The sequence below is a fragment of the Pseudomonas sp. Hz4 genome (genome assembly GCF_054898165.1).
In genome coordinates, this window is record NZ_CM142719.1 from 5,448,515 (window position 1) to 5,464,248 (window position 15,734).

Sequence of the window (15,734 nt, forward strand, 5' to 3'; positions counted from 1 at the left end):
TAAATTGAGTTTCAGGAATTGAGGTAGCCGTTCTCGGCCAGAAAGCTTTCAGTGATGTTTCCGGACGGCCTTTGAGAAGCGTCAGACTCTGCGGCCTTGTCGCCTAGTAACAGGCGTTCCAGATAACGTGCCAGCAAGTCAACTTCGAGGTTCACCCGGCGACCTGGCTGATAAGACGCCATGATGGTTTCGCTCAGGGTGTGCGGAATGATCGTCAGCAAGAACTCGGCGCCATCGACCGCGTTCACGGTCAGGCTGGTGCCGTCGACGGTGATCGAGCCTTTATGGGCGATGTATTTGGCCAGCTCTTTCGGCGCGCGGATGCGGAACTCCACAGCGCGAGCATTCTCGGTACGGGCAACCACTTCGCCCACGCCATCGACGTGCCCGCTGACCAGATGCCCGCCGAGGCGAGTGGTCGGGGTCAAGGCTTTTTCCAGGTTGACCGGGCTGCCGCTTTTCAGATCATTCATGGCGGTGCAGTCGAGGGTTTCGCGACTGACGTCCGCCGCAAAGCCGTTGCCTGGCAGCTCCACCGCGGTCAGGCACACGCCGTTGACCGCGATGCTATCGCCCAGTTTGACGTCGCTCAGGTCGAGCTTGCCGGTTTCTACGTGTACCCGCACATCTCCGCCTTTTGGGGTCAATGCACGAATACTGCCGATGGATTCGATGATGCCGGTAAACATGGAGTCCTCCTCGAGAACAGGGCCGTCGCGTGGCGCAGGCCCGCAATTATACGCTCGCCGCTGGCGAAGGAATGGCGATGACTCGCCAGTCATCGCCAACCGCGCGGATTTCAGTGATTTTGAGCTCGGGCGCGTCTTTCATCTGCGCCAGCGGCCAGTCCAGCAGCGGCCGTGCCGAGGACCCGAGAAACTTGCCGGCGATGAAAATCTGGAACTCGTCCACCAGCCCTTGCTGAGCAAAAGCCCCAGCCAGACGCGGGCCAGCCTCGACCAACACTTCGTTGACCCCACGATTGGCAAGTTCGACCAGCAGTTTGCGCAGGTCGACCAAACCATCCTCGCCCGCCACGATCAAGCACTCCGGGCCATTGGCGTATTGCTCTTCGATCGCCATACACGTGGCGACCAGCGCCGGGCCGGCCTTGAAGAATGGCGCATCCAGCGGCACTCGCAGACGGCCGTCGATCAGCACACGCAGCGGCAGGCGGCTCATGGCCAGGGCCGTTTGTTCAGGGTCCAGGTTTAGCTCATCGGCACGCACGGTCAAACGGGCATTGTCCGCCAGCACCGTGTCGGCGCCGGTCAGCACCACGCTGGCCTGTGCACGCAGGCGTTGTACCGCCGAACGCGCCGCCGGACCGGTGATCCATTGGCTCTCGCCGCTTTCCATCGCCGTGCGACCGTCGAGGCTCATGGCCAATTTGACCCGCACAAACGGCAAGCCGTGTTCCATGCGTTTCAGGAAGCCTTCATTGAGCTTGCGCGCTTCGCCTTCCAGCACACCGCTTTCGGTAGCGATGCCGGCCTGGGCCAGACGCTGCATGCCACGACCGGCAACCGACGGGTTCGGGTCTTGCATCGCCGCGACTACCCGAGCCACACCCGCATGTACCAGCGCATCGGCGCAGGGCGGCGTACGCCCGTGGTGACTGCAAGGTTCGAGGGTCACGTAAGCGGTGGCGCCTCGAGCCTGATCGCCGGCGGCGCGCAGGGCGTGGACTTCGGCGTGGGGTTCGCCGGTGCGCACGTGCCAGCCTTCGCCGACAATCTGCCCGTCCCGCACGATCACGCAGCCCACCCGAGGGTTGGGGTGTGTCGTGTAATGACCTTTGCGCGCCAGTTCCAGGGCGCGAGCCATGTAATGGGCGTCGAGGATGGCTTGTTCTACGGAGGTGGTCATTCTTTCACCGGCTCACGGGCCAGGCGATCGATCTCTTCGCGGAACTCATTGAGGTCCTGGAAGCGGCGATACACCGAAGCAAAGCGAATGTAGGCGACTTCGTCGAGCTTTTGCAGCTCGGCCATCACCAGTTCACCGACGACAAGGGATTTAACCTCTCGCTCACCGGTGGCGCGCAGTTTGTGTTTGATGTGCACCAACGACGATTCCAGGCGCTCGACACTCACCGGGCGCTTCTCCAGCGCACGCTGCATGCCGGCGCGGAGTTTTTCTTCGTCGAACGGCTGACGGCTGCCGTCGGTTTTGATCAGGCGCGGCAACACCAGTTCGGCAGTCTCGAACGTCGTGAAACGCTCGCCGCAGGCCAGGCATTCACGCCGGCGGCGTACCTGTTCGCCCTCGGCGACCAGACGCGAGTCGATGACCTTGGTGTCGTTGGCACCGCAGAAGGGACAGTGCATGGTGGCAGGCAACAAAAAAAGGGAGGGCCATGGTAGCGCATCCCGGTGGCAAGACAAGCCATAGGGTTTACGGTATACAGACGGGTTATAGAGCTAGATCCATGGATTTCACCTTGCTGGAGCCGAAAATGTCCCTAAGACCGCTCGTTTTGCTCAGTCTTTTCAGCCTGCTGGTGGCCTGCAGCAGCGATGCGCCCAAGTCCCAGCCACCGACGCCAGGCCCCGCGCCGCAACAGGCGCAGAAGAAAGCCAAGGAGTCAGCCAACCTCGGCCCGCTGCCCGCTTATCAGCGTGAATTGAGCGGCACCTTGCAAGGCGTGCCGGCCGGCGCCGAAGTCGAACTGGCGCTGCTGGTGATCGACGACAAGGATCGTCCGCAACAATTGCTGGCCAGTTCCAGCCTGATCGGCACCAACCAAATTCTGCCGTTTCACTTGCGTTTCAACCCGGAATCCTTTCCGGCCGGTGCCCGAGTTGAACTGCGTGGCCGCGCCAGCCAGTCCGGCCAACTGATTCTGCATCTGCCGTCACAGGTCATCACGCAGCCAACCACGCAAGTAATGGGTCAGCTGCAATTCGTCAAAGCGCCATGATTGCACCGCTCGACCTGCAACAGGCGCTAGGTGAACTGCTCGGTGACGCACAACTGGTTGCCTGTGAATTGCCGGAGACCGACCTGAAGCTGTGGCTGATCGACGGCGACAACATGGACCGCGTGTTCAGCCCCGAAGAAACCCGGCGCATTCTCCATGAGCCGCCCTATTGGAGTTTCTGCTGGGCCAGTGGTCTGGCAATCGCCCGCTACCTCGCCGAATTCCCTGAGTGGGTCAAAGGCAAACGGGTGCTGGATTTCGGCGCCGGTTCCGGGGTGGCGGGGATTGCGGCAGTCAAGGCCGGAGCGCTGGAGGTGGTGGCGTGTGACCTGGACCCGCTGGCGATTGCCGCGTGTCGGGCGAATGCCGAACTCAATGACGTACACCTCAGCTACTCGATGGACTTTTTCGCCGAGGTGGACCGGTTTGATCTGATTCTGGTTGCCGACGTGCTGTACGACCGGGCGAATCTGCCGTTGCTCGACGAATTCCTCAGTCGCGGCCGGGAAGCGTTGGTGGCGGATTCACGGGTTCGGGATTTTCGTCATCCGTTGTATCGGCGCATTGAAGTGCTCGAGGCCATGACCTTGCCCGATCTGGCCGAGCCCGAAGAGTTTCGGCACGTGAGCCTCTACCACGCCACACGGACATGACCGTTCCCACGCGCAGCAAAGGAATGCAGCCCGGGACGCTCCGCGTCCCAAAGCGGACGCAGAGCGTCCATTGAGGCATTCCCACGCAGAGCGTGGGAACGATCGGTACTCTGGCTTCCGGCCACCCCCGCCACGCCGTATAGTTGCTCCATTCACGTTTTTACGAGATCCCCCATGAGTCAGCAAACGCCGTACATCTTCGACGCCACGACTGCCGATTTCGAGCAGTCGGTGATCGAGAACTCTTTCCACAAACCGGTGCTGGTGGATTTCTGGGCCGAATGGTGTGCGCCGTGCAAGGCGTTGATGCCGATGCTGCAAACCATCGCCGAGAGTTATCAGGGCGAGTTGCTGCTGGCCAAGGTCAACTGCGACGTCGAGCCGGACATCGTCTCGCGCTTCGGCATTCGCAGCCTGCCGACTGTTGTGCTGTTCAAGGACGGTCAACCGGTGGATGGTTTCGCCGATGCACAGCCAGAATCCGCTGTGCGCGCGATGCTTGAGCCCCACGTGCAAATGCCGCCGCCAGCCGCTGCCGACCCGTTCGAACAGGCTCAGGCGCTGTTTGATGACAATCGCTTCGCCGACGCCGAAGCCTCACTGAAAGTGCTGCTGGGCGAAGACAACACCCATGCCAAGGCGCTAATTCTCTACGCCCGCTGCCTCACCGAACGCGGCGAGCTGGGCGAAGCGCAAACCGTGCTCGACGCGGTCAAGAGCGATGAGCACAAGGCCTCCCTGGCCGGCGCCAAGGCGCAGATCCAGTTTCTCGGCCAAGCCAAGGATTTGCCGGATGCGGCAGACCTGAAAGCGCGCCTGGCGAAAAATCCGCAGGACGATGAAGCGGTTTATCAATTGGCGATCCAGCAATTGGCGCGTCAACAGTACGATGCGGCGCTGGATGCGTTGCTCAAGCTGTTCGTGCGCAATCGCAGCTACAGCGAAGGCTTGCCGCACAAGACCTTGCTGCAGGTGTTCGAACTGTTGGGCAACGATCACCCGCTGGTGACCACTTATCGTCGCAAGTTGTTTGCTGCGCTTTACTAAGCGTTTTCGATCCAGCTATAGAGCGGCGTATCTGCGCCGCTCGTCACCTTCACATCAGAGCAGTGGCGCAAACGCACCAGTAACCGCTTGCCTGACGCCGCGCTGCCGGTCAATCCTTCTAACTGATCGAGCAAATCCGGACCGCTCAATTGCCCGGCCTTGCGCAGCAAATCCTTCGCGATCTGCCACAGCGCATCATCCTGATTGATAGGTTTTGCCGGCGCCGCACTGGCCTCGGTCTGCTCCACTTTTAACTGCGCGCCGAGCCGTGCCCAATCACCGTCATCCATCTCCAGCGTCAAATCCACCGGCCAGTCGCCGATGCTTCCGCGAATTCGCAACATAAGTTTGCTCCTGCACAATTCTTCACTTGCATGCTCCCATGGGACTTGTGCAACGCCAAGTAGCCGGTCAAACTCTCCGCACTTACGTTATAAGATTACATAACAAACTATTCATTTTACTTTTGGAGACCCGCCATGCGCCGCCTGCTTCTCGCTCTGCCGTTTGCCTTGTTGCCGCTGGCCGTCGCCCACGCCGCAGATGAACATGATCATGAGCACGGCAGCCTCGGTGCCCACGAACATGGCGTCGGTCGCCTGAACGCAGCGCTGGACGGTCAGACCCTGGAGCTGGAACTGGAAAGCCCGGCGATGAACCTGGTGGGCTTTGAACACGTCGCCACCACCGACGCCGACAAAGCCAAGGTTGCCGCCGTCCGCGCACAGCTTGAAAAACCGCTGGTGCTGTTCAACCTGCCGAAAGCCGCCGGTTGCGTGGTCGCGACACAGGAACTGGAAAGCCCGCTGTTCGGCGACAAGCCGGATGCCGATGATGATCACGACGAAGAGGCCAAGGATGGTCACCACGACCACAGCGAAATCCACGCCCATTATCAATTCAGCTGCTCGGCACCCGGCGCGTTGAAGACGCTGGACCTGGCGAACATCTTCAACACGTTCCCGGCGACCCAGAAAATTCAGCTACAACTGATCAGCCCGAGCGGCCAGCAAGGCGTAGAGGTGACGGCCAAGGCGGCCGCCCTGAAATTCTAAATTCATCCCACAGGGTTCACCTATCACCTGACCGGTTTCACATGACCCAAGCACTCATCGAACTGTCCGACCTGAGCTTCAGCTGGCCCGGTCATCCGCCGCTGCTGGATATCCCGGCGTTTCGCCTTATGCCTGGTGAAACCCTGTTCCTCAAAGGCCCCAGCGGCAGTGGCAAGACCACCCTGCTCGGCCTGCTTGGCGGTGTGCAGAAGCCCGATCGCGGCAGCATTCGGCTGCTCGGCCAGGAACTGACCGAGTTCGGTGCGGGTGCCCGCGATCGCTTGCGCGTCGATCACACCGGCTACATCTTCCAGCAGTTCAACCTGCTGCCGTTTCTCTCGGTGCGCGAGAACGTTAAGTTGCCCTGCCACTTTTCCAAACTGCGCGCTGAACGGGCGATCCAGCGCCACGGCAGCGTCGATCAGGCGGCGGCCACCCTCCTCGCCCACTTGGGTTTGAAGGATCAAAACCTGCTCGGCCGCCGCGCCGATTCGCTTTCCATCGGCCAGCAACAACGGGTGGCCGCTGCGCGTGCGTTGATCGGTCAGCCGGAATTGGTCATCGCCGACGAACCGACTTCGGCCCTGGATTACGACGCTCGCGAGAATTTCATTCGTTTGCTGTTCGCCGAATGCCGCGAAGCCGGGTCAAGCCTGCTGTTCGTCAGCCATGACCAGAGCCTCGCGCCGCTGTTCGATCGCCACCTGTCGCTGGCCGATCTCAATCGCGCCGCCACGCCGCTGGAGGTTTGAGATGTATCTGTTTCGTCTAGCCATGGCCAGCCTGGCTAACCGTCGCTTCACCGCGATCCTCACCGCGTTTGCCATCGCCCTGTCGGTCTGCCTGCTGCTAGCCGTGGAGCGCGTGCGCACCGAAGCCAAGGCCAGTTTCGCCAGCACCATTAGCGGCACCGACCTGATTGTCGGCGCCCGCTCCGGCTCGGTGAACCTACTGCTGTACTCGGTGTTTCGCATCGGCAATGCCACCAACAACATTCGTTGGGACAGCTTCGAGCACTTCGCCAACCACCCGAAAGTGAAGTGGGCGATCCCGATGTCCCTCGGCGACTCCCATCGCGGTTATCGGGTGATGGGTACCACCGAGGCGTACTTCGAGCACTATCAATACGGCCATCAACAGCACCTGGAACTGGCCGACGGCCGGGCCTTCGCCACCGACCCATTTGAAGTGGTACTCGGCGCCGAAGTGGCCGACGCGCTGCACTACAAACTCGGTGACAAACTGGTGCTGGCCCACGGCGTGGCGGTGATCAGCCTGGTCAAGCACGACGACAAGCCGTTCACTGTGGTCGGTATTCTCAAACGCACCGGCACCCCGGTGGACCGCACGTTGCACATCAGTCTGGGTGGGATGGAAGCCATCCACGTCGATTGGCACAACGGTGTGCCGGCGCGCGGCAACGGTCGGATCAGGGCCGATCAGGCACGCAACATGGACCTGACGCCGCAAGCGATCACGGCGTTCATGCTCGGCCTCAACAGCAAGATTTCGACCTTCGCGCTACAGCGTGAGATCAATGAATTCCGTGGCGAGCCGATGCTGGCGATCCTGCCGGGCGTGGCGCTGCAAGAACTGTGGAGTTTGATGAGCACCGCGGAAAAAGCCTTGTTCGTGGTCTCGCTGTTCGTGGTGCTGACCGGGTTGATCGGCATGCTCACGGCGATCCTCACCAGCCTCAACGAACGACGTCGGGAGATGGCGATTCTGCGTTCGGTGGGTGCCAGGCCATGGCACATCGCGACCTTGCTGGTGCTGGAGGCGTTTGCCTTGGCGCTGTCCGGGGTAATCGCCGGTGTAGCGCTGCTTTACGTGTGCATTGCCGTGGCTCAGGGCTACGTGCAGGCGAATTACGGCTTGTACTTGCCGCTGGCCTGGCCGAGCGAATATGAATGGACGCTGCTCGGTGGCATCCTGATCGCCGCGTTGCTGATGGGCAGCGTGCCGGCCTGGCGCGCGTACCGCCAATCCTTGGCCGATGGCCTGTCGATCCGTTTATGAGGACGTTGAACATGCCCCGCGCTGTGCTTGCGCTGTTGATGCTGGTCGCCTTGCCCTTATGGGCGGGCGAGCCGAAGGACCTGACCTGGTCGGAAATGATCCCGCCGGACGCCGCGCCGGAAGTGCCGAACATGACGCCGCTGCACGACCTGTCGCAGATGGGCAGCGCATTGGCCGCCGAGTCGGCACCCGCGGCCAAGCAAGACATGCCGAATGCACCGGTGGTGAACAATCTCGACGGCCAGAACATTCGGTTGCCGGGTTACATCGTGCCGCTGGAAGTGAGTGAAGAAGGTCGCACCACGGAATTTCTGCTGGTGCCGTATTTCGGCGCCTGCATTCACGTGCCGCCACCGCCGTCGAACCAGATCGTGCACGTCAAAAGCGAGGTGGGTGTAAAGCTCGATGAGTTGTATCAGCCGTACTGGATCGAGGGTGCGCTGCAGGTCAAGGCATCCAGCAGTGAATTGGCCGATGCGGGGTATCAGATGGAAGCGGACAAGATTTATGTGTATGAGCTGCCGGAGTGAATGACGCCCCTATCACTGTTTCATTGAGCTGAATCAAAAGGCCGCACCAGACGGCTCCGTACCATTGGACATCGAATATTTTTAACGTCCTTTGGAGCCCTCCATGCACAAGTTCAAGCTCTGCGCTTCGCTGATTGCCCTCGCGCTCGCAGCACCGTTAGCCTACGCCCACGAAGCTGGCGACATCCTCGTTCGCGCCGGTGCGATCACCGTTAACCCGAAAGCCGACAGCTCCAGCGTCAAGGTTGATCAGGGCCCGCTGAAGGGTGCCGATCTGGGTGGCAAGGCCACCATGAGCAGCGACACGCAACTGGGTTTGAACTTCGCCTACATGGTCACCAACAACTGGGGGATCGAGCTACTGGCGGCGTCGCCGTTCGAGCATGACGTGAAGATCAAAGGCACCGCCCTGGGCGCAGCCAACGGCAAACTCGGCAGCCTGAAACACCTGCCACCGACGCTGAGCGTTGTGTACTACCCACTAGACGCGAAGTCCGCATTCCAGCCGTATGTCGGCGCCGGTATCAACTACACCTGGATCTATGACGAGCACGTCGGCAGCGAAGCCAGCGCCAACGGCTTCAGCAACTTCAAGGCGGATAACTCCTGGGGCATGGCGTTCCAGGTAGGCGCCGACTACATGATTACCGACAACATCATGATCAACGCCCAGGTGCGCTACATCGACATCGACACCACCGCGACGGTGGAAAACAACGCAGTGGCGCAGGGCACCCGCGCCAAGGTCGATGTGGACGTTGACCCGTTCATCTACATGGTGGGCCTGGGTTACAAGTTCTAAACCCGCCACACAAAAAAAGGCGCCTCGAAAGGCGCCTTTTTTGATCGTTCCCACGCGCAGCAAAGGAATGCAGCCCGGGACGCTCCGCGTCACATGCCGAAGCGGACGCGGAGCGTCCTGTGAGGCATTCCCACGCAGAGCGTGGGAACGATCTATCGCCCCAGCAACCGCGCCAGGCCGACACGCATCGGTGTCTGCTCTGGGTAGGTAAAGCGCTCCAGCAAACGCTGATTGTTCGCTCGCGAGTGACGGATGTCACCGGCGCGCGCCGGGGCATAGCTCACCGGTGGCAATTGACCGACCACCGTTTCAAGGGCTTCAAGCATTTGCTTGAGGGTCGTGGCCTGGTTCCAGCCGACGTTGACCGCGCCGACTTCGACCTGCGGTTTCTCGATGGCCTGCACCAGCAAGTCGACCAGGTCTTCGACGTAGACGAAATCGCGAGTCTGCTCACCGTCACCGAACACAGTGATCGGCAGGCCCTTCTGCGCGCGCTCGCTGAAAATGCTGATCACCCCGGAGTACGGCGAGGACGGATCCTGGCGCGGGCCGAAGATGTTGAAAAAGCGGAACACCACCGGCTCCAGACCATGCTGGCGACGGTAAAAATCGAAGTAATGCTCACTCGCCAATTTGTCCGAAGCGTAGGGCGTCAACGGCGCCTTGGGCGTGTCTTCGTCGATCGACTCGCCTTCGCCATTGTTGCCGTAGACCGCTGCACTGGACGCGAACAGCACCCGTTTGACACCGACCTGGCGCATGGCTTCGCAGACATTCAGCGAGCCAATGAAATTGCTCTGGTGAGTCTTCACCGGATCATCCACCGACGCCTGCACCGACGCCACCGCAGCCAGGTGCGCCACAGCGCTGCAACCGACCATCGCCCGAGCCACCAGTGCGGCATCGGCGACATCGCCGACGATCAGTTCGACGCCGGGATTGTCCAGCGGCAAGTTGCTGCGTTTGCCCGTGGAGAGGTCATCAAGAATGCGCACAGAATGGCCCTTGGCGAGCAAGGCATCGGTGAGGTGCGAGCCGATGAAACCGGCACCGCCGGTGATTAAAACAGGGCCGTCAGCCATGGCGATAAAACCTATCCAGTAAGCCCGGGAGTGCCGCACGCCAAGCGCGGGGCTTGATCCCGAAAGTGTGCAGAATTTTCTTGCAGGCCAGCACCGCGTGTTGCGGCTCTTCGGCGGCGTCCGGTCGCGCGGCGTGAGCCTGGGCGGTTGGCGCTTCGATGGCCAGCGGATGCAAGGCGCGTGCTTCGGTGAGGATCGCCTGACCCAAGGCCAGCGGCGTGGTCGCCTCATGCCCGGCGTAATGGTAGGTGCCCCACAGCGGCGCTGAGCAATCGAGTTGCTTGAGCACCGAGATGATCACCCGGGCGGCGTCATCCACCGGCGTCGGATTGCCCCGACGGTCGTCGGCCATCAACAGTTCTTCAGGGAGTTCGGCGCGGCCGAGGAAACGCCCAAGGGTACCGTCGGGGCTGTCATCCAGCAGCCAGCCGAATCGCAGCAGCACATGTTGCGGGCAGGTGGCACGTACGCTTTGTTCGATTCGCCACAAGGCCTGACCACGCAGGCCCAGGGGCACCGGTTCGTCTTTTTCGCTGTAGGCCGTCGCCCGGGAGCCGTCGAATACTCGATAACTCGACGGTTGCAGCAGAACGATGTTGTGATGCTGGCACAGTTCGGCCAGACGCTCGATCGCCCGCTCCTGCCCGGCCAGACGCTGCTCGCTGACCGTCTCCGCCTGAAACCAGTCGAAGTAATAGGCGAGGTTGATCAACGCGTCCGGACGGGTGTCGTCGAGCAGTTGCGTCAGGGTCGCGGCATCCCAGCCGTCTTGCGGTGGGCGGGGGGCGAGGAAGCCGATGTCTTCCTCCGCACCGAGGCGAATCAGCGCCTGCCCAAGGGCATTTCCGCCGCCCAGTAACATAAGGCGCATTCGCATAAAGTCAGCAGGCCCAGTCTGATTGAAACAATGGCTTTATCGACACCGCTCGCGGGCGATGCCGTCGATAGTTGCCGGAATCCTTGCATTTTGCGGGTTTAGTGCGCAACCGTCATCCGTAAAGTGTAGATACCTTGGATCTGCGGCGCTGCTACTGGCCTCATCGCGAGCAAGCTCGCTCCCACACTGGATTTGTGTGCGCCGCAGATCCCGTGTGGGAGCGAGCTTGCTCGCGATGAGGCCCTCAGCAACGACACAGATCCCGAGCGGTACTTGCAACTTCCCCCACTCGCCCGCATAAATCAGGACATGAATCTGCCATTCCCAACGGACAGCGCCCTGGCAGGCTTCCACCCCGCCGTCAGCGCCTGGTTCAGCAGCACCTTCCCGACGGTCACCGCCGCCCAGGCCCGGGCGTGGCCGTTGATCCGCCAGCACCGTTCGACCCTGATCGCCGCACCCACGGGCTCTGGCAAAACCCTCACTGCGTTCCTCGCGGTCATCGACGACCTGGTCCACCGCGGATTGGCCAACGGCGGCCATCTGCCGGATGAAACCCTGGTGGTTTACGTTTCACCGCTCAAGGCCCTGTCCAACGACATCCAGATCAACCTGCAAAACCCGCTGGCCGGCATCACCGAGCAGTTACGCGCGATGGGCCTGCCCGAACTGCAGATCAACACCGCCGTGCGCACCGGCGATACGCCGCAAAAAGACCGCTCGGCGATGCGCAAGAACGCGCCGCATATTCTGGTGACCACCCCGGAATCCCTTTACGTGCTGCTCGGTTCCGACTCCGGCCGACAAATGCTCAGTACCGCCCGCACGGTGATCGTCGACGAAATTCACGCGATCGCCGCCAGCAAGCGCGGCAGCCACCTGGCCCTGAGCCTCGAGCGACTGCAAGCGTTGTGCGCGCAACCACTGATGCGGATTGGCCTGTCTGCCACGCAAAAACCCATCGAAGCCGTGTCGCGCTTTCTGGTCGGCCGCGACCGCCCCTGCGAAATCATCGATATCGGCCATGCCCGCCCACGCGATCTGGGCATCGAAGTGCCGCCCGTGCCGTTGTCGGCAGTCATGGCCAATGACGTCTGGGAACTGGTCTACGACCGCCTCGCCGCCCTCGCCCGCGAACACCGCACCACCCTGGTTTTCGTCAACACCCGGCGCCTCGCCGAACGCCTGAGTCGACACTTGAGCGAGCGTCTCGGCAAGGACGCGGTGGCCGCCCACCACGGCAGTCTGGCCAAAGAATTTCGTCTCGACGCCGAGCAAAGGCTCAAGCGCGGCGAACTGCAAGTGCTGATCGCCACGGCGTCTCTGGAACTGGGCATCGACATCGGCGACGTCGACCTGGTCTGCCAGATTGCCTCGCCGCGTTCGATTGCCGGTTTTCTGCAACGGGTCGGCCGTTCCGGGCACCAGGTCGGCGGCACGCCCAAGGGCCGCTTGTTCGCCACCACCCGCGACGACCTGATCGAATGCGCCGCCCTGCTCGACTGCGTGCGTCGCGGCGAACTCGACACTTTGCAGATTCCGAAGGCGCCACTGGACGTACTCGCCCAGCAAATCATCGCCGAGGTGAGCTGCCAGGAATGGCAAGAACAGGCGTTGCTGGAGATGTTTCGTAAAGCCTCGCCGTATGCCCAATTCGACGAAACACATTATCAGGCACTGCTGCAGATGCTCGCCGAGGGTTACAACGGTCGCGTGGGCATCCGCAGCGCTTACTTGCACCGTGACGCCGTGACCCGCACCCTGCGCGGCCGAAGGGGCGCCAAACTGACCGCGGTGACCAGCGGCGGGACGATCCCGGACAACGCCGACTACAGCGTGGTGCTGGAACCCCAAGGGCTGAACATCGGCAGCGTCAACGAGGACTTTGCGGTGGAAAGCATCGCCGGCGACGTCTTCCAATTGGGCAACACTTCGTACCGAATCCTGCGCGTTGAAACCGGCAAGGTCCGGGTCGAAGACGCTCAGGGACAACCGCCGACCATTCCATTCTGGCTCGGTGAGGCCCCAGGCCGCAGTGCTGAACTGTCGTTTGCCGTGGCCCGCCTGCAAGCGCAACTCGATGAGCTGCTGGGTGCCACACCCGGTCATTTGCAGCTGGCGATCGACTGGCTGACCGACACCCTCGGCCTGAACCTGGCCAGTGCCGAACAACTGGTCGATTACCTGGCCCGTGCGCGCCTGACCCTCGGCGCCCTGCCGTCACAAGACACGTTGCTGATGGAGCGGTTTTTCGACGAATCCGGCGGCACGCAACTGATCATCCACACGCCGTTCGGCAGCCGTATCAACCGCGCATGGGGACTGGCCCTGCGCAAGCGTTTCTGTCGCACCTTCAACTTCGAACTGCAGGCTGCCGCCAGCGAAGACGCCATCGTCCTGTCGCTGTCCACCAGCCACAGCTTTGAACTCGATGATGTCTGGCGCTATCTGCACAGCAACAGCGCCGAGCACACCCTGATTCAAGCCGTGCTCGAGGCGCCGCTGTTCGGTGTGCGCTGGCGCTGGAATGCCGGGGTGGCGTTGGCGCTGCCGCGTTATACGGGCGGGCGCAAAGTCGCGCCGCAGATCCAGCGAATGAAAAGCGAAGACCTGATCGCCAGCGTGTTTCCCGACCAGATTGCTTGCGTGGAAAACCTCGCGGGCGAACGGGAAATTCCTGACCATCCACTGGTGGAACAAACCCTCGACGATTGCCTGCACGAGGCCATGGACAGCGAAGGTTGGCTGGCGTTGTTGCGGCGCATGGAACGTGGCGACATCCGCCTGATCAGTCGCGATTTACCAGCGCCCTCGCCGCTGGCTGCGGAAATTCTCAGCGCCCGGCCTTACACCTTTCTCGACGATGCACCGCTGGAAGAACGCCGCACTCAAGCGGTACTCAACCGTCGCTGGAGCGATCCGCAGTCCACCGACGACCTCGGCGCGCTGGATGCGCAAGCCATTCAAGCCGTGCGCGAGGAAGCCTGGCCAACGCCGACCGGCGTCGATGAAATGCATGAGGCGTTGATGAGCCTCGCGTGCATCAGCGACGTCGAGGCGCAGGCCAATCCAGACTGGCTCGATTGGCTGAACACCCTGGCTGACAGCGGTCGCGCCAGCCGCCTGCCAATCAATGCAGGGCAAGCGCTATGGTTGGCACTGGAGCGACTGACCTGCCTGCAGGCGATGTATCCTCAGGCGATTTTGCAGCCACCGATGGAGGCGTTGCCGGGGTTCGATGAAGTCTGGGCGCCGGACGAAGCGGTGCTCGAAGTGCTTCGTGCGCGGCTCAGTGCGTTCGGTCCGTTACCGCTGAAATCAATTGCCGAACCGCTCGCAATACCGGCGACTCAAGTCACCCAGGCATTGGCGCAACTGGAACGCGAAGGCTATGTGCTGCGTGGCCAATTCACGCCCGGCACGGGCGAGGAAGAATGGTGCGAACGGCACCTGCTGGCGCGGATTCACCGCTACACCGTCAAGCGTCTGCGGCGGGAAATCGAGCCCGTGGCGTTGCAAGACTTCATGCGTTTCCTGTTCGACTGGCAGCATCTGTCCGCCGCGACCCAGGGTCAGGGCAGCGCAGTATTGCCCGCGATAGTCGGTCAGTTCGAAGGCTATCCCGCCGCTGCTTCAGCCTGGGACAGCGACCTCCTGCCAGCGCGGATCAAAGGCTATTCGGCGAGTTGGCTGGATGACCTGTGCCGTAGCGGCAAATGGGTGTGGACTCGCTTGACCGCGCGCAACAAGAGCGCCAGCACGGCGTTGCGCAGCACGCCGATTCTGCTGTTGCCCCGCAGTCAGGTCGGGTTGTGGAGCGGGTTGACCGAGCAGACGCCGGCCAGCGAACTGTCGCCCAAGACACAAAAAGTTTATGAAGCACTCAGCCAACACGGCGCGCTGTTTTTCGACGAGCTGATTCACGAGGCTCATCTGCTGCGCTCGGAACTGGAAACCGCCTTGCAGGAATTGGTCGGCGCCGGGTTGGTGAATGCCGACAGCTTCGCCGGCCTGCGAGCGCTGATCACCCCGGCCAGCAAGCGACAGAATCGCAGCAGCCGACGCGGGCGCGGAGCGTTTGTCGGCGGGATGGACGATGCCGGGCGCTGGGCGCTGTTGCGGCGCGGGGCGCCTGCGCCGGTTGTGGATAACCAGCGCCCGGCGCCCACGCCGACCGATACCCTTGAACATATCGCCATGACCTTGCTCCGGCGCTACGGCGTGGTGTTCTGGCGTGTGCTGGAACGTGAAGCGGATTGGTTGCCGAGCTGGCGAGAATTGCTACGCACTTTCCATCGGCTGGAAGCTCGAGGCGAGATTCGCGGCGGGCGGTTTGTCAGTGGCTTGGCCGGTGAACAATTTGCGTTGCCCGAGGCCATTCCTTTACTGCGCGAGGTGCGGCGACGGCCGCATGACGGGAGTTTGATTGCCGTGTGCGGGGTTGATCCGCTGAACCTCGCCGGGACGCTTCTGCCGGGAACAAAAGTGCCGGCATTGGCGAGTAATCGATTGGTGTATCGCGATGGATTGCCCGCCGGTGCCGAGATTGCCGGCAAGCAGATTTTCTGGCTGGAGTTGGATCAGCAGACCAGTGCTGAGGTCCATAGCAAACTGATCCAGCATTGATGTTGTCGGCACCGGCCTCATCGCGAGCAAGCTCGCTCCCACAGGTTTTTCTGCGAATACAAAACCGAAGAACACTAGAGATCATTGTGGGAGCGAGCTTGCTCGCGATGAGGCCATCAG

The 15,734-nt window shown here is 61.9% G+C and carries 15 protein-coding genes; 9 read left to right on the forward strand and 6 right to left on the reverse strand.

What is annotated here, in order from left to right:
* Positions 1-11: 11 nt before the first annotated feature.
* From ACYZTR_RS25105 to nrdR, 3 genes are read right to left on the reverse strand one after another with little or no spacing between them, the layout of a single operon-like run.
* Complete coding sequence (locus tag ACYZTR_RS25105) at positions 12-689, reverse strand: riboflavin synthase (protein ID WP_461974741.1); 678 nt, start codon at positions 687-689, stop codon at positions 12-14.
* Positions 690-735: 46 nt separating this feature from the next.
* Positions 736-1,869, reverse strand: a complete 1,134-nt coding sequence (gene ribD / locus ACYZTR_RS25110; protein ID WP_461974743.1) for a bifunctional diaminohydroxyphosphoribosylaminopyrimidine deaminase/5-amino-6-(5-phosphoribosylamino)uracil reductase RibD — start codon at positions 1,867-1,869, stop codon at positions 736-738.
* A complete protein-coding gene (gene nrdR / locus ACYZTR_RS25115; RefSeq protein WP_003228656.1) occupies positions 1,866-2,330 on the reverse strand; it encodes a transcriptional regulator NrdR in 465 nt (154 codons plus the stop codon). The genes ribD and nrdR overlap by 4 nt, the downstream gene beginning before the upstream one ends.
* A 128-nt stretch (positions 2,331-2,458) precedes the next feature.
* On the opposite strand from nrdR, the gene ACYZTR_RS25120 reads away from it, so the two are divergent.
* From ACYZTR_RS25120 to trxA, 3 genes are all read left to right on the forward strand, one after another.
* On the forward strand, positions 2,459-2,923 hold the full coding sequence (locus tag ACYZTR_RS25120; RefSeq protein ID WP_461974746.1) for a YbaY family lipoprotein: 465 nt from the start codon (positions 2,459-2,461) through the stop codon (positions 2,921-2,923).
* The gene (locus tag ACYZTR_RS25125) at positions 2,920-3,576 is read left to right on the forward strand and encodes a class I SAM-dependent methyltransferase (RefSeq protein ID WP_461974748.1); all 657 of its coding nucleotides are present in this window, start codon (positions 2,920-2,922) and stop codon (positions 3,574-3,576) included. Before ACYZTR_RS25120 ends, ACYZTR_RS25125 begins: the two co-directional genes overlap by 4 nt.
* 174 nt (positions 3,577-3,750) lie before the next feature.
* The gene (trxA, locus tag ACYZTR_RS25130; protein ID WP_461974750.1) at positions 3,751-4,623 is read left to right on the forward strand and encodes a thioredoxin; all 873 of its coding nucleotides are present in this window, start codon (positions 3,751-3,753) and stop codon (positions 4,621-4,623) included.
* Here trxA and ACYZTR_RS25135 read toward each other — a convergent pair.
* Positions 4,620-4,967: a hypothetical protein gene (locus ACYZTR_RS25135; RefSeq protein ID WP_461974752.1), complete on the reverse strand. Its 348-nt coding sequence runs from the start codon at positions 4,965-4,967 to the stop codon at positions 4,620-4,622. The genes trxA and ACYZTR_RS25135 overlap by 4 nt on opposite strands.
* Positions 4,968-5,102: 135 nt before the next feature.
* On the opposite strand from ACYZTR_RS25135, the gene ACYZTR_RS25140 reads away from it, so the two are divergent.
* The 5 genes from ACYZTR_RS25140 (at position 5,103) to ACYZTR_RS25160 (ending at position 9,029) form a co-directional block, all read left to right on the forward strand.
* Complete coding sequence (locus tag ACYZTR_RS25140) at positions 5,103-5,678, forward strand: DUF2796 domain-containing protein (RefSeq protein WP_461974754.1); 576 nt, start codon at positions 5,103-5,105, stop codon at positions 5,676-5,678.
* A 41-nt stretch (positions 5,679-5,719) separates the two neighbouring features.
* Entirely contained in the window at positions 5,720-6,430 is a 711-nt protein-coding gene (locus ACYZTR_RS25145) for an ABC transporter ATP-binding protein (RefSeq protein WP_461974756.1), read from the forward strand.
* A gap of 1 nt (position 6,431) precedes the next feature.
* Positions 6,432-7,697: an ABC transporter permease gene (locus ACYZTR_RS25150; protein WP_461974758.1), complete on the forward strand. Its 1,266-nt coding sequence runs from the start codon at positions 6,432-6,434 to the stop codon at positions 7,695-7,697.
* 11 nt (positions 7,698-7,708) lie between these two features.
* Positions 7,709-8,227: a DUF3299 domain-containing protein gene (locus ACYZTR_RS25155; protein ID WP_461974760.1), complete on the forward strand. Its 519-nt coding sequence runs from the start codon at positions 7,709-7,711 to the stop codon at positions 8,225-8,227.
* A gap of 103 nt (positions 8,228-8,330) precedes the next feature.
* Positions 8,331-9,029, forward strand: coding sequence for an OmpW/AlkL family protein (locus ACYZTR_RS25160; RefSeq protein ID WP_461974762.1), 699 nt, complete (start codon positions 8,331-8,333; stop codon positions 9,027-9,029).
* A gap of 152 nt (positions 9,030-9,181) precedes the next feature.
* Here the strand turns inward: ACYZTR_RS25160 and ACYZTR_RS25165 are convergent, their stop codons facing one another.
* Complete coding sequence (locus ACYZTR_RS25165; RefSeq protein ID WP_461974764.1) at positions 9,182-10,111, reverse strand: NAD-dependent epimerase/dehydratase family protein; 930 nt, start codon at positions 10,109-10,111, stop codon at positions 9,182-9,184.
* Entirely contained in the window at positions 10,104-10,988 is an 885-nt protein-coding gene (locus ACYZTR_RS25170; protein WP_046053235.1) for a sugar nucleotide-binding protein, read from the reverse strand. Before ACYZTR_RS25170 ends, ACYZTR_RS25165 begins: the two co-directional genes overlap by 8 nt.
* 309 nt (positions 10,989-11,297) lie before the next feature.
* Between ACYZTR_RS25170 and ACYZTR_RS25175 the strand changes: the two genes are divergently transcribed.
* Positions 11,298-15,614 carry an Lhr family helicase gene (locus ACYZTR_RS25175; protein ID WP_461974766.1) on the forward strand — a complete coding sequence of 1,439 codons (4,317 nt, stop codon included), beginning with the start codon at positions 11,298-11,300 and terminating at the stop codon, positions 15,612-15,614.
* The last annotated feature ends 120 nt before the right edge of the window (positions 15,615-15,734 follow it).